Annotated in this window: 14 protein-coding genes, 3 tRNA genes, 1 other RNA gene and 1 other annotated feature; of the genes, 3 read left to right on the forward strand and 15 right to left on the reverse strand. The window is 46.6% G+C overall.

Features of this window, described 5'->3' with window-relative positions:
• Positions 1 to 372 precede the first annotated feature (372 nt).
• The 6 genes from KNQ14_RS16395 to tadA form a co-directional block, all read right to left on the reverse strand.
• Entirely contained in the window at positions 373 to 591 is a 219-nt protein-coding gene (locus tag KNQ14_RS16395; RefSeq protein ID WP_023469883.1) for a YaaL family protein, read from the reverse strand.
• The gene (recR, locus tag KNQ14_RS16400; RefSeq protein WP_023469882.1) at positions 588 to 1,187 is read right to left on the reverse strand and encodes a recombination mediator RecR; all 600 of its coding nucleotides are present in this window, start codon (positions 1,185 to 1,187) and stop codon (positions 588 to 590) included. Before recR ends, KNQ14_RS16395 begins: the two co-directional genes overlap by 4 nt.
• 18 nt (positions 1,188 to 1,205) lie before the next feature.
• Complete coding sequence (locus KNQ14_RS16405) at positions 1,206 to 1,526, reverse strand: YbaB/EbfC family nucleoid-associated protein (RefSeq protein ID WP_023469881.1); 321 nt, start codon at positions 1,524 to 1,526, stop codon at positions 1,206 to 1,208.
• Positions 1,527 to 1,544: 18 nt separating this feature from the next.
• Positions 1,545 to 3,230, reverse strand: coding sequence for a DNA polymerase III subunit gamma/tau (gene dnaX, locus KNQ14_RS16410; RefSeq protein WP_214861834.1), 1,686 nt, complete (start codon positions 3,228 to 3,230; stop codon positions 1,545 to 1,547).
• 95 nt (positions 3,231 to 3,325) lie between these two features.
• An RNA gene (gene ffs, locus KNQ14_RS16415) (signal recognition particle sRNA large type) lies at positions 3,326 to 3,592 on the reverse strand.
• Positions 3,593 to 3,640: 48 nt separating this feature from the next.
• The gene (tadA, locus tag KNQ14_RS16420; protein ID WP_035395399.1) at positions 3,641 to 4,147 is read right to left on the reverse strand and encodes a tRNA adenosine(34) deaminase TadA; all 507 of its coding nucleotides are present in this window, start codon (positions 4,145 to 4,147) and stop codon (positions 3,641 to 3,643) included.
• Between the two features lie 108 nt (positions 4,148 to 4,255).
• On the opposite strand from tadA, the gene KNQ14_RS16425 reads away from it, so the two are divergent.
• Both KNQ14_RS16425 and KNQ14_RS16430 read left to right on the forward strand, forming a co-directional pair.
• Complete coding sequence (locus tag KNQ14_RS16425; protein ID WP_023469878.1) at positions 4,256 to 4,885, forward strand: deoxynucleoside kinase; 630 nt, start codon at positions 4,256 to 4,258, stop codon at positions 4,883 to 4,885.
• Entirely contained in the window at positions 4,882 to 5,559 is a 678-nt protein-coding gene (locus KNQ14_RS16430) for a deoxynucleoside kinase (RefSeq protein WP_023469877.1), read from the forward strand. The genes KNQ14_RS16425 and KNQ14_RS16430 overlap by 4 nt, the downstream gene beginning before the upstream one ends.
• Positions 5,560 to 5,632: 73 nt before the next feature.
• On the opposite strand, the gene KNQ14_RS16435 is transcribed toward KNQ14_RS16430, so the two are convergent.
• From KNQ14_RS16435 to pdxS, 8 genes are all read right to left on the reverse strand, one after another.
• Entirely contained in the window at positions 5,633 to 6,097 is a 465-nt protein-coding gene (locus KNQ14_RS16435) for a DinB family protein (RefSeq protein WP_023469876.1), read from the reverse strand.
• A gap of 102 nt (positions 6,098 to 6,199) precedes the next feature.
• A tRNA-Ser gene (locus KNQ14_RS16440) sits at positions 6,200 to 6,289 on the reverse strand.
• 35 nt (positions 6,290 to 6,324) lie between these two features.
• Positions 6,325 to 6,415 (reverse strand) — tRNA-Ser (locus tag KNQ14_RS16445).
• Between the two features lie 40 nt (positions 6,416 to 6,455).
• Positions 6,456 to 6,546, reverse strand: a tRNA-Ser gene (locus KNQ14_RS16450).
• Between the two features lie 136 nt (positions 6,547 to 6,682).
• Entirely contained in the window at positions 6,683 to 7,960 is a 1,278-nt protein-coding gene (gene serS / locus KNQ14_RS16455; protein WP_214861836.1) for a serine--tRNA ligase, read from the reverse strand.
• Positions 7,961 to 8,021: 61 nt separating this feature from the next.
• Positions 8,022 to 8,229: a binding site (T-box leader), on the reverse strand.
• Positions 8,230 to 8,241: 12 nt separating this feature from the next.
• Positions 8,242 to 9,441: a D-alanyl-D-alanine carboxypeptidase family protein gene (locus KNQ14_RS16460; RefSeq protein WP_251055884.1), complete on the reverse strand. Its 1,200-nt coding sequence runs from the start codon at positions 9,439 to 9,441 to the stop codon at positions 8,242 to 8,244.
• A gap of 127 nt (positions 9,442 to 9,568) precedes the next feature.
• Positions 9,569 to 10,147, reverse strand: a complete 579-nt coding sequence (gene pdxT / locus KNQ14_RS16465; protein ID WP_023469873.1) for a pyridoxal 5'-phosphate synthase glutaminase subunit PdxT — start codon at positions 10,145 to 10,147, stop codon at positions 9,569 to 9,571.
• Positions 10,141 to 11,028: a pyridoxal 5'-phosphate synthase lyase subunit PdxS gene (gene pdxS, locus KNQ14_RS16470; RefSeq protein ID WP_023469872.1), complete on the reverse strand. Its 888-nt coding sequence runs from the start codon at positions 11,026 to 11,028 to the stop codon at positions 10,141 to 10,143. The genes pdxT and pdxS overlap by 7 nt, the downstream gene beginning before the upstream one ends.
• Before the next feature lie 71 nt (positions 11,029 to 11,099).
• Here pdxS and pdxR point away from each other — a divergent pair, with 71 nt between their 5' ends.
• The gene (gene pdxR / locus KNQ14_RS16475; protein WP_371743366.1) at positions 11,100 to 12,548 is read left to right on the forward strand and encodes a MocR-like pyridoxine biosynthesis transcription factor PdxR; all 1,449 of its coding nucleotides are present in this window, start codon (positions 11,100 to 11,102) and stop codon (positions 12,546 to 12,548) included.
• Between the two features lie 42 nt (positions 12,549 to 12,590).
• Here pdxR and guaB read toward each other — a convergent pair whose 3' ends face one another.
• Positions 12,591 to 14,057, reverse strand: coding sequence for an IMP dehydrogenase (gene guaB, locus KNQ14_RS16480; protein ID WP_029343029.1), 1,467 nt, complete (start codon positions 14,055 to 14,057; stop codon positions 12,591 to 12,593).
• Between the last annotated feature and the right edge of the window lie 200 nt (positions 14,058 to 14,257).

Consider the following 14,257-nt stretch of genomic DNA (forward strand, 5'->3'; position numbering starts at 1 on the left):
CGCCAGCGTTCGTCCTGAGCCAGGATCAAACTCTCCATGAAGTGTTTGACTTGCTCGTTGTGTGACCGAAGTCACGATTGACGAAGCTTACGCTTCATTCGTTTTTGTATTCCGTAGAATACGATTTTTGCCTCATCGTTCAGTTTTCAAAGTTCGTCCGCTCCTGTTTTGGCGACTCAATTAGAATACCAAGTCTGAAACAAGAAGTCAACAATTTTTTAAAAATTGTTTTTTACTTGTTTGCCGTAAGCGCTCGTCCTCTTAAGGACATGAATTAATATATCACGATAATTAGACATGTGCAACTACTTTATTAAAATAACTTATAGTTTTTTAGAGCATGTAAAAACCGCAGACAAGAATGGCTGCGGTTTACTTCATCATCAATGAGACGCGTCTTCTTTTTGCTTCGCTTATATAGAAGAAATACAGTGATTCCGCTAACTTCATTTGTGCTTCTAAATCACCATAGTCATCATAGCTGATTTCTAAGAGATGACGCTTCATCAAATAATCTTCTTTTGCTTTTGCTAATTCTTCTAACAAACGCTGGTCGTACTCACTGCGAATCTTCTTTCGAAACCAACTCATAGTTCGCGACGTCCCTCCATTGCACGAGATAACGTCACTTCATCTGCGTATTCAAGATCTCCGCCAACCGGAAGACCATGGGCAATTCGAGTGATCCGAATACCCGTCGGTTTTAAGAGACGCGATAGATACATCGCTGTCGCTTCTCCTTCGATATTCGGATTAGTTGCTAAGATGACTTCCGTAATCGCTTCGTCCGCTTGAAGACGTGTCAGCAGGCTAGATACATTGATATCCTCTGGACCGATTCCTTCCATTGGACTGATTGCTCCATGCAAGACATGATACAACCCTTGGTAATCTCGCATCTTTTCCATTGCAATGACATCCCTTGAATCTTGGACGACACAGACAATCGTACGGTTTCGGTGTTTATCTGTACATACATAACAAGGATCTTGATCTGTGATATTCCCGCAGACACTACAGTAAGCAATGTCGCGCTTCGCGCTGACCAATGCCTTTCCGAACATCAAGACATCGTCCTCTTCCATATCAAGGACATGAAACGCTAGACGAACTGCTGTCTTCGGACCAATCCCCGGCAGTTTCGTAAAACTTTCGATCAAACGACTAATCGCTTCAGGATATTGCAAGTGGTTTCCTCCTACGAATTAAAACATTCCCGGCAGATTCATACCTTGTGTGAATTTCCCCATTTTACTTGCTACGAGTTCATCGACCTTCTTCAAAGCATCGTTTGTTGCGGCTAAGACGAGATCTTGAATCATTTCAACATCATCTGGATCAACGACTTCTTCTTTAATGATGACATCTACGATATTTTTATGACCATCAGCTACGACTGAGACCATTTCTCCGCCTGCTGTACCTGTCACTGTTAAGTCTTTTAGTTCTTCTTGTGCTTTCGCCATATCCTTTTGCATCTTCTGCATCTGTTTCATCATATTGTTCATGTTTCCCATTCCGCGCATCTGTACTCCTCCTCGAATTTAATCTTCGAACTCTACGATATCACCAAAACGACCAAGCGTCTCGGACAATAACTGATCGCTCTCCGATTCTTGTTTTGTTTCCTTCTCTTCTATACTACTACTATTTCGCTTAGCAACAAACTCTGCCTTCAGTTCATGCCAATCCTTTGAGAGAATCGCTAAAATTTCGCGTTTGACGCCGCATACTTCATACAACGCTTCTTCAATCACGAAACGTGTTCGTTCATTCGTCATGACCTGCTCAAAGTGCCATCCTTTACCGTCATCGAATTCAATCAGCAATGTATCCGCTGAACAAAGAACCGGTTTACTTTCATGGAGTAACGAGTAGATGGGACCATCTTCTTTTAAAATCCATTTTAAGATGTGATCCCAGCGTTCTTGAATCTCGCGCAATTGTGCTTTCTCTGCTCGCTCTAACATTTGGCGAATCCGCTCTTTAGCGATTCGAACGGTTGGTCGTCCTTGTTTTCGCTTCGGTTGTGCTTGTGGTGCGACCGCTTCTTGTGCCGGAACACCATTCGACTTCCATTGGTGCATCTGTTCCTTCATTTCGCGGACTTCCTGTTGCAACGATTGGACGATCTGTCCCGTCGTTCTCCCCTGTTCCGCAATTTGAATGAAGGCAATCTCAACGAGGACCCGCGGATGATTCGTCAACCGCATCTGTTGTTGGCAGTCATGTAACTGATCAATGATCGTAAAGCACGTCTCCGCTTCAATCAATTCAACGAATTGTTTGAACTCATCCGTCGGGCGCGCACGCTCTAGCAAATCGACAGCTGTAGGCGAAGCTTTCAATAACAACGTGTCCCGGTAAAAGAAAACGAGATCCTCAACGAAACGCTTTAAGTCTTTTCCCGCTCGTTGCATCGTCTCAAGCGTCTGTAACAACTGATCGACTTGATGTTCATGTAAGGCACGGGCAATGTTCAGTAATGCTTCATCTTCTACTGCTCCTGTTACTTCAAGAACAGCCGCATCATTTAGATCACCATTCGAAAAAGCAACCGCTTGGTCGAGTAGACTCAGCGCATCACGCATACCACCATCCGCCGCTCGGGCGATCAATCGTAATGCCGTATCCGAATACTCGATCGATTGGTCTTTTAAGATATATTGCATCCGCTCTACGAGTTGATCGACTTCATGCCGCTTCACATCGAAACGTTGGCAACGCGAGATGATCGTCGCCGGAATTTTATGTGGTTCAGTCGTTGCTAAGATGAAGATGGCGTGCGCCGGTGGTTCTTCTAGTGTTTTGAGCAAGGCATTAAAGGCACCTGTCGACAACATATGCACTTCATCAATGATATAGACTTTATAGGCTGCTTCTGAAGGGGGATATTTGACTTTATCCCGGATTTCCCGAATCTCATCTACGCCGTTATTGGAAGCGGCATCGATTTCGAAGACGTCCGGGCTTGATCCTTCTGTGATCGCAAGACATGTCGGGCACGTATTACACGGTTCTTTGACCGGTGCATGCTCACAGTTGATCGCTTTAGCGATGATTTTGGCAAGACTCGTCTTTCCTGTTCCACGAGGACCCGAAAATAGATAGGCGTGGGACATCCGTCCCTCCATCAATGCATTTTGGATCGTACGGGTGATATGCGCTTGTCCAACGACTTCGTCGAATCGTTGCGGACGGTACACGCGGTATAGTGCTTGATAGGCCAAGTTTGCGCCTCCTCTTTTTAAGTTCCTCATTCTATTTTACCTAAAAAAGTCTACAACCGAAACCGGCTGTAGACTTGTCTTTAAAAATTAAACTGCCGCGCACCATATTCTGAAATATGTTCAACATGCGTTACTCACGCAGCCTGCTCAGTCCAAGCACCCCTACAACACACAGAGAGCACCACTTAAGGCTGCTTCCTTCCGGACCTGACCTGGTTCATGGGTATCTGTTGCGTAGGACTCAAACGTCAACGCTACTTACGTGAGGCAGACCACACCAATCATATCCCTCGACATGGAATTCAGTCTCGCTATAGCGGATTGCGAGTGACAGGGAACCGCTACATCCCCACCTAGCACGGCAAATGGTTTATCGATTTTTAGTGGCACCTTGTTTCAGTGCTTTTTCATTATACTGTTTCATCTGGTGCGATGCAACCCATTGCCCGCTTTCGCGCTTTCTTTTTCGCGCGCAGTTCCCGAAAGAACGTCGTTAGCATCTCACCACACTCTTTTTCTAATATACCGCTCGTCAACTCTGAGACATGATTGAACCGATCGTCTTGCACTAGGTTCATCAGCGTTCCGCAGCACCCACCCTTCGGATCAACGGCACCAAAGATGACATGTTCAATTCGCGACAGCATGATGGCTCCCGCACACATTGGACACGGTTCGAGTGTCACGTATAACTCGCACCCTTCAAGTCGCCAGTTCCCGAGCTTTCGGCAAGCCTCCTCGATTGCGATCAACTCCGCATGTGCCGTCGCCTGTTGATCCGTTTCCCGGTGATTGTACCCCGTCGCGATGACTTCATCGTCTTTGACGATGACACATCCGATCGGAACTTCACCGATTGCTTCTGCCTTTTTCGCCTCTTCAATTGCAAGGCGCATATAGTGTTCCTGTCGTTCCATTGACGATACTCCTCACTCTAAAAAAATTCTCCTTTTGAAACTTCAGCAAGTCGTACTTCTTTGTGCTAAAATATAAATTGCACTTTGCTGAACGGAGGGTCATTGTATATGTTCATAACGGTTGAAGGACCGATTGGTGTAGGCAAAACATCACTTGCGAACGCCATCAGTCACCATTTCTCTTTTTCTATGTTACGCGAAATCGTCGAAGAAAATCCCTTTCTTGGAAAGTTCTATGAAGATATCGAAGAATGGAGCTTCCAGACGGAAATGTTCTTCTTGTGCAATCGCTTCAAACAACTCGATGATATCGAACGTCATTACCTCAGTAAACAACGCTCTGTCGTTGCTGATTACCATATCTTTAAGAACTTGATTTTTGCACACCGCTCTCTAAAGGTAGAGCATCTTGAGAAGTATGAACAAATCTATTCGATCCTGACGACGGACATGCCAAAACCAGATGCTGTCATCTACTTGAACGCAAGTATCGACACCTTGATGAAACGTGTTGCGCTGCGCGGACGAGAAATCGAAGAAAATATGTCACGTGCCTATCTCGAACAATTAGCCGAGGATTACGAGACATTCGTCACGGAATACCAAGTCAAACATCCGGAAGTCAAAATCATCCGTTTCGACGGAGATGCTCTCGACTTCGTCAAGCGACCAGAAGATCTCGAGTACGTCTTGACGACGATCCGGAACGAATTATATGAAGGAGCGAACCACGCATGAACTTGAAGCTACGTGAAAAATACAACATCCCGGCAGATGCCGTCATTACGATCGGCGGTATGGTCGGGATCGGGAAATCAACGATCACAAACGGATTAGCCGATGCCCTTGGTTTCCGGACTTCACTCGAAAAAGTCGATACGAACCCTTACTTGGATAAATTCTATCATGATTTCGAGCGTTGGAGTTTCCACCTCCAAATCTATTTCCTCGCTGAACGCTTCAAGGAGCAAAAGCGGATTTTCCAATACGGTGGTGGTTTCATCCAAGATCGTTCGATCTATGAAGATACAGGGATCTTTGCTAAGATGCATTTCGAAAAAGGAACGATGTCTCCAACGGATTACGAGACATATTCAAGTTTGTTTGACGCAATGGTCATGACACCATTCTTCCCGCACCCGGATCTTTTGATCTATCTTGAAGGTTCGTTCGAACAAGTACTAGAACGAATTCGTCTTCGCGGACGTGAGATGGAGCAACAGACACCAATCGAATATTGGGAAGAGATGTATGAGCGTTATACGAACTGGATCAACAACTTCACGATCTGCCCGGTACTTCGTTTGTCGATCGACGAATACGATTTACTGAACGAGCCAGAATCCATCGACCGGATTCTCGCGAAGATTGAAAAGCAGCTTGAAGTTGCTCGCATTGCCAATACACGCTAACTGATCAGATCTGCCTCTTAGGCGGATCTTTTTTTGCGCAAAAAAAGGAGACACGTTTCGCATCTCCTACTCTTTAACCAATCACTTGATTGATTTGTTCCATATGGTGTAGATCATGTTGAGCCATTGCTCCGAGGAACTGACCGATCGTCAATTCTTTGTCTTTAATGACGACCTTATCCTGCAGGCGTTCTTCCGGAATCAATTCGACTGCACGGCGCAACAAGTCACGGCTGACTAAAAACTCATCAATCGTCAAGATCCGTTGCTGCTCACGGCTCATCTTCGCCGCTTCCTCATTGACGGCTTGGCTATCCGGTGCGACACGGAATGGTTCCCCCGCGAGCAAATACGGGATGCGCTCTGCGACCATGAAGCGATCCCATGGTGATAAGTGACCGATGATCTCAGCAATCGTCCATTTACCTTCTGCATACGATGTTCGCCATGCCTCTTCTGAAATCTGTTCCAAGTCTTTTACATATGTCATCGTCATCGCATAATGCGAAAGCAACGATTCTTTTGTTTGTTCGTTCATTTCGTCCACCTCTTCTTCGTTTTTCACGTAGGCAACCATAGCACGCACGAAGAAATCGATGCAACAAAAAAGCACCTCAGAATTGAGATGCTTCATAAAAAGCGGAGTCGGTGGGATTCGAACCCACGCGAGCCTTGCGACCCCTAACGGATTTCGAGTCCGTCCCCTTCAGCCGGACTTGGGTACGACTCCATGATTATATTTATTTTTGGGTAAAAAAAAAGAAGTGGAGGAGGCGGTGGGATTCGAACCCACGCACGGCTTTCGCCGCCTGACGGTTTTCAAGACCGTTCTCTTAAACCACTTGAGTACGCCTCCAAGCTATAAAACGTGCATGTCGTTGCCAAAAAAATAAAAATGGAGGAGGCGGTGGGATTCGAACCCACGCACGGCTTTCGCCGCCTGACGGTTTTCAAGACCGTTCTCTTAAACCACTTGAGTACGCCTCCGTACTTCTCATAACAATGTTATGACTCGGTTGTTTTCCTGACATTAATTATGATAGCATCTGCCTTTTAACGTGTAAAGACCTTTTCTAAAAAAACTTTTTAAAATACAAAAAGGGGGATTACTCCCCCTTCTGACTTAAGCTTGAATCACTTCAAGACCACCCATGTATGGACGAAGCACTTCTGGAATAACAACTGATCCATCCGCTTGCTGGTAGTTCTCTAAGATCGCAGCTACTGTCCGACCAACTGCAAGGGCAGAACCGTTTAACGTGTGAACGAATTCTGGTTTTGCGTTCGCTTCGCGGCGGAAACGAATCTGCGCCCGGCGTGCTTGGAAATCTTCAAAGTTTGAACAAGAAGAGATTTCACGGTAGACGCCTTGGCTTGGCATCCAGACTTCGATGTCGTATTTCTTCGCAGCCGTGAACCCGAGATCAGCTGTACACATGCTCAGTACTTGATACGGCAGCTTCAGCTTTTTCAAGACTGTTTCCGCTTGTCCCGTTAACAATTCGAGTTGTTCGTAAGACTCTTCTGGCTTGACGAAACGAACGAGCTCAACTTTATTGAATTGGTGCTGGCGAATCAATCCACGTGTATCGCGTCCGGCAGAACCTGCTTCTGAACGGAAACATTGGCTGTACGCTGCATAACCAATCGGTAACTGATCAGCTGTTAGGATTTCTTCACGGTGCATGTTCGTCACCGGAACTTCTGCTGTCGGTACGAGGAAGTAGTTCGTTTCTTCGACTTTAAATGCATCCTCTTCGAACTTCGGCAATTGTCCTGTTCCTGTCATAGAGTCACGGTTGACCATAAGTGGTGGTAAGATTTCTGTGTAGCCGTGCTGATCTTGGTGAAGATCCATCATGAAGTTAATCAATGCCCGCTCAAGACGCGCACCCGCTCCGCGGTAAAAGACGAAACGGCTACCTGTGACTTTTCCGGCACGCTCGACATCGACGATTTTTAATTGCTCCATCAAATCCCAGTGTGGAACCGCTTCGAAATCAAACGCTGGTTTGTCCCCGACTTCACGCACGACGACGTTATCGTCCTCAGAAGAACCGACTGGTACGCTATCATGTGGAATGTTCGGGATACCAAGGAGCAGTTGGTTCAATGTCGCTTCGACTTCACGTAACTCGTCGTCAAGCGTCTTGATTTCGTCTCCGACACTTCGCATCGCAGCGATCGCTTCATCTGCATTTTCCTTATTACGTTTCAGTTCAGCGATTTTTTTCGTTGCTTCATTTCGTTCTGCTTTCAATACTTCTGTCCGCGCAATTAATTCTCGACGTTTCTCATCAAGTGCGAGGAAACGGTTCATGTCCGTCAAGTCCTCTCCTCGGTGCGCTAACTTTTCTTGAATGGCGTCAAAATTTTGGCGTAATCGTTTAATATCAATCATCTGTAATTCCTCCTCTATGTCATAAAAAAAGGCGACTCGTCTCTTTCCGGTATTCCTACCGAAAAGGGACGAATCACCTGGATCCGCGTTGCCACCCTCATTGCTAGACACATCTAGCCAACTTAAGACGCGATAACGGGCGTACCCGCACCTTGTTCGCAAGGTGTGCGATCCGGCTCGATTCAATCCATCGATCTGACTAGTTCACACCACCCACTAGCTCTCTTAACAGTATCGATACATCTACTTGGTCCGTTCATAGCATCTTTATGAGATTAGCTTTACTTTACACCATCGCCTTGGAGGTTGACAAGAGCCGATTGTTGAATCGCTTGCTCAATTCGCTTCGACCAAGCCGTCCAAGCGCGGACGAGACGCGTCGGTACACTTGCGAGTTGAACGGCAGTTGCACTATACAAATTCACGCGTGGTGTTTCAAAACCAGGTAGATATATACCGTCATCCGCGACTTGCACCGTTCCGACGACTTCTTGTTTTGTGACGGGTGCCGTCGTTTTAGAGAAATCAAACCGTGGTTCCCGTGTCGATGCTCGCTTCGATACCGTCACATACAATGAGCCCTCCGTGACGACATCTAGCTTACGGACGGTTGCCCCTTTAATCGGAAGAACGTCTTTAATCCGTTCTCCTTTTCCGTAATACGTTAGTGGTTCGAACGTCGCAAAGCCATAATCGAGTAGTTTTTTCGTTTCCCGAAAACGGGCTTGATCCGAATCCGTTCGCATCACGACTGTAACAAGCGTCATGTTATCTCGTGTCGTCACACTAACAAAACAGTAACCAGCTAAATCGGTCATTCCCGTCTTCATTCCTCGCATGCCAGCATATGCGAATTTTTCCTTCGCTAGCATCTTATTCGAGTTGTTCAAGACTTCTCCATCGAGTTTCATCTGTGCTTTGCTCGTCACATCGAGGACATCCGGGTAATCCTTGATATAACGGATGACAAGTAACGCGATATCGGTCGCTGTCATCAAATTCGTTCCTGGAAGGGTCGCATCGACAGCATCAAGTCCAGACGCGTTCGCATACTCCGTGTCGTTCATTCCGAACTGTTTTGCTGTCTCATTCATCTTTTCAACGAACGTCGCTTCTGAACCAGCGACGGTTTCGGCTAGCATGACCGCTGCATCATTAGCTGATTGAATGAACGCCGCATTATACATTTCGCGAACCGTATATGTTTTTGGTTTTACTGGTACACGAGTGATACCAGACGTTTTTGCTAGTTTTAAGACTTTCTTGCTTGGTATGATTTTTTGATCCCACGTCAGTTTTTTGAGTTCGATTTGTCGCCGGACGAGGTAAAGCGTCATCAACTTCGTCATCGAAGCTGGTGGTAGAGAAACATCCGCTTCCGATTGAAGGAGGATTTTCCCTGTGACCGCATCGGCCAATATGTAAGACTCTGCTTGAATCAAAGGTGCTGCTTGTCCCGTCATAGGAAAACTTGTGAGCATCAGTATACTCAAGCAGAGTAGCAAGATTCGCTTCATCGTGTCTCTCCCTCACTTAATCATTCATTGTACGAATAGTGTAGCACAAAAGAAGCATCCGACAGTAGAGACTGTCAGATGCTTCCACGCTTTATGAACGGACGGATTGCCGCTGTTTGATTTTTTGTAAAAAATACTGATGTAAACGATTATCTTCCGTTAATTCAGGATGAAACGAGCACGCGAGGTGTAGCGATGTCTCGACAGCAACGATTTGCTCTTCGACTTTCGCAATCACTCGTGTTCCTTCCCCGACAGACAGAATCAATGGTGCTCGAATGAACACTGCCTCGATTGGTTCCTCAATTCCTTCAACCGGTAGCAATCCTTCAAATGAATCAATTTGTCGACCGAAAGCATTCCGACGGACCGTCATCGAAATCGCGTTGAGATGGCTTTGTCCTGCTTCGATAGCGGTTGCGAGTAGAATCATTCCGGCACATGTTCCGAACATCGGTAACGTCGCCGCTTTTTCCCGAAGCGGTTCCAGTAATTCATAGCGTTCGATCAATCGACGCATCGCGGTCGATTCGCCTCCTGGTAAGACAAGTCCATCCAGTTTCTCGAGATCGCTCGCTTGTTTGACGAGAACGACATCGACACCAAGACCTTCAAGTTGCTGTCGATGTTCACGGACCGCACCTTGAACATCAAGAATACCGATTACCATCCGCGTGTCGCCATCCGTTCCTCAAACGGCATCGATGTGACATCGATTCCTTTCATTGCTGTTCCGAGTCCTTTGGATAAAGACGCGATCCGTTCAAAATCATCTTTGTACGTAACGGCCTCGACAATCGCCCGAGCGACACGTTCTGGATGTTCTGATTTAAAGATCCCTGATCCGACGAAGACACCATCTGCCCCTAGGTGCATCATGAGTGCGGCATCAGCTGGTGTCGCGACTCCCCCGGCTGCAAAGTTGACGACCGGTAGACGTCCCTGTGTCCGAATATCACGTAATACTTCGTACGGAGCACCCCATTCTTTCGCAAATGTCATCAATTCATCTGGACTGACATGTAAAATCTGATTCAATTGTGCTTGAATTTGTCGCATATGACGAACGGCTTCGACGACGTTCCCAGTTCCAGGTTCACCTTTCGTCCGAATCATCGCGGCTCCTTCGGCGATGCGACGAGCTGCTTCCCCAAGATCACGTGCGCCACAGACGAACGGCACGGTGAACTCCGACTTCAGTAAATGATATTGTTCATCTGCCGGAGTCAGCACCTCGCTCTCATCGATGAAATCGACCCCCATCGATTCGAGAACACGCGCTTCGACGATATGACCAATCCGACATTTTGCCATGACGGGAATTGAGACCGCTCCGAGTACTTCTTCCGTAATCAATGGATCTGCCATTCGTGCGACGCCTCCGTCACGACGAATATCAGACGGGACACGTTCAAGTGCCATGACTGCAACAGCACCTGCTGCTTCCGCAATCTTCGCTTGTTCCGCATTGACGACATCCATGATGACGCCACCCTTTTGCATTTCAGCCATTCCACGTTTGACACGATCCGTTCCTTGTTGACGTTCCATATCCATTCCCCCTTGGTTGACTTTCACTCTTTTAGTATACGGAACGTTGACACTTTTAAAAGTATCAGTTTATGATGATTTCAACAGGTCAGTTTACGAAGAAGGAGTCAGACGAGATGGACATGCTATCATTTCAACTCACGCGTAATCAGGAAAAACCACTTTATGAACAACTTTATCAACAGATCCGAAATGAAATCATTGCCGGTCGTTTAGCATACGGCACGAAATTACCATCTAAACGAAAACTCGGTCAATTTTTGAACTTAAGTCAAACGACGATTGAGCTTGCTTACCAACAACTCGTCGCAGAAGGATATGTCGAATCCATCTCACGTAAAGGTTACTTCGTTCTTGCCTATGAGGAACTCGCTTACGTTAAAACCTCACCCGTCATCGAACCACGTGTCACTAAAGAAAAACCAATCATCACATATGATTTTCATCCAAGTAAGATTGAAGGGATCTCTTTCCCGTTCGCTCGTTGGCGAAAGTATGCCAAAGATATCATCGATACCGATCACCACCCACTTGTCTCACTCGGTCATCCGCAAGGCGATCTAGCGCTACGCGAAGAGATTGCGACCTATCTCTATCATTCCCGTGGTGTCGTCTGTTCTCCTGAACAAATCGTCGTCGGTTCAGGTGTCGAGCAATTGTTGCCGCTCGTCCTCTTCTTACTGGGACGCGACATCACCTACGGTATCGAGGATCCCGGTTATCATACGACACGCCTATTACTTGAAAATCATGAACGCATGATTGAACCGATTCGTGTTGATACGAATGGATTACGGATTGATCACTTACAGGAATCAAACGTCGATGTCATGTATGTCACACCGGCACATCAATTTCCGTCCGGTAGCATCTTATCCGTCAACCGAAGACATCAGTTGTTGAACTGGGCGGCGATGGATCCGACCCGTTTTATCATCGAAGACGACTATGATAGCGAATTCCGCTACAGCGGTAAATCGATTCCGTCTTTACACAACATGGACAGCAATCGTGTCATTTACATGAGTACTTTCTCAAAATCACTCATGCCTTCACTACGGATCGGTTATATGGTCTTACCCGAAGTCTTATGCGCTCGGTATCAAACAGAACTATCACACTATACCTGTAGTGTCTCACGCTTCGATCAAACGATCCTGACGCGCTTCATGAAAGAGGGCGACTTTGAACGACATCTCAACCGGATGCGTAAAGTCTATCGTCGCAAGCTCGACGTCTTAATCCAATCACTTCGCCGGATTCCTGCCTTACGATTGACCGGCGAAAGTGCTGGACTCCATGTCGTCGTTTCCGTAGCGAACGGGATGACGGAGCCGGAGCTCGTAAAGCGGGCACAACAACAAGGCATCCAAGTATATGGTCTTTCTCAATATGCCCAGTTACCGCTTCTCTCTGGTATACCTCAAATCGTACTTGGATTTGCGAGTCTCTCTGAGCAAGAGTTGATGGAAGGATTACGATTGTTGATGGACGCGTGGGATTTGCATAAATCATCATGAAAAAAGCCTCGCCTTTCTACTAGAGAAAGACGAGGCTTTTGTTTATTGACGTGTATAGTTCGATGCTTCTTTTGTAATTTGAATATCGTGCGGGTGGCTCTCTTGCAAACCAGCGCCCGTCATACGGATGAACTGTGTCTCTTCACGCAATTCTTCTAACGTTGCAGCGCCACAGTATCCCATACCTGAACGAATACCACCAACGAGTTGGTACACCGAATCGCCGAGTTTACCACGGTAAGCGACACGTCCTTCGATTCCTTCTGGAACGAACTTCTTGTCTGCTTCTTGGAAGTAACGATCTTGGCTACCGCGTTTCATCGATGCTTCAGAACCCATACCACGGTACGTTTTGAATTGACGTCCTTGGTAGATTTCCATCTCACCTGGGCTCTCTTCTACTCCTGCAAGTAAGCTTCCGAGCATGACAGCGTGACCGCCAGCAGCAAGTGCTTTTACGATATCTCCAGAATACTTGATGCCACCGTCAGCGATGATTGAGACACCATGTTTCCGTGCTTCTGTCGCACAATCGAAGACGGCTGTGATTTGTGGTACACCGACGCCTGCGACAACACGTGTCGTACAGATTGAACCAGGTCCGATACCAACTTTGATGACAGATGCACCGGCTTCAATTAAATCGCGTGTTGCTTCTGCCGTCGCAACGTTACCCGCAATGATTGGTAAGTTTGGATATTCTTCACGAAGTTCACGTACTTTGAGAAGAACACCTTCTGAGTGACCGTGTGCCGTATCGACGACGAGTGCATCGACACCTGCATCGACAAGGAACTTTGCACGTGTCGAAGCGTCTTTTGTTACGCCGACAGCTGCTGCGACGAGTAAACGTCCGAACTGATCTTTCGCAGCATGTGGATACTGTTCGACTTTTTCGATATCCTTTGTCGTGATTAACCCTTTTAATACACCGTTCTCATCAACGAGTGGTAACTTTTCGATGCGATGTTTGTGGAGAATCTGTTCTGCTTCAGCAAGGGACGTACCAACTTTTGCTGTCACGAGTTCTTCTGTCGTCATCACCGTTTCAATGACAGTCGAGTAATCCTTGACGAAACGAAGATCACGGTTCGTCAAAATCCCTACTAATTTACGCTCTGTTTCGTTATTAACGATTGGAACACCAGAGATGCGGTACTTACTCATCAAATACTCAGCATCGTAGACTTGACGCTCTGGCGTCAAATAGAACGGATTCGTGATGACACCATTTTCAGAACGTTTGACGCGATCGACATGTTCTGCTTGTTCTTCCATTGACATATTCTTATGAATGACACCAAGACCACCTTGACGTGCCATTGCGATTGCCATCGGTGCTTCTGTGACGGTATCCATCCCAGCACTGATCAACGGAATATTAAGTGTGATCCCTTCACATAGCGTGACAGATAAATCAACGTCGCGCGGCAAGACACTCGAACGACGGGGTACGAGTAAGACGTCATCAAACGTCAAACCCTCTTTAGCAAATTTGTTCTCCCACATGTTATCCACTCGCTTTCTCTTTTATAAAAGAATATTGATGTTATGGTAACAAGCAGAGGGTGTCATGTCAATGACTCGACCAATAATCAGAACAGTCTGAAGTTTCACATAACACAAAAAGACCGACCTGCAATCTGCAGATCGGTCAAGTGCCTGGCAACGTCCTATCCTCACAGGGGGAAGCCCCCAACTACTTTCGG

Origin of the sequence: Exiguobacterium sp. s161, from assembly GCF_018619045.1 — a bacterium.
GTDB lineage: Bacteria > Bacillota > Bacilli > Exiguobacteriales > Exiguobacteriaceae > Exiguobacterium_A > Exiguobacterium_A indicum.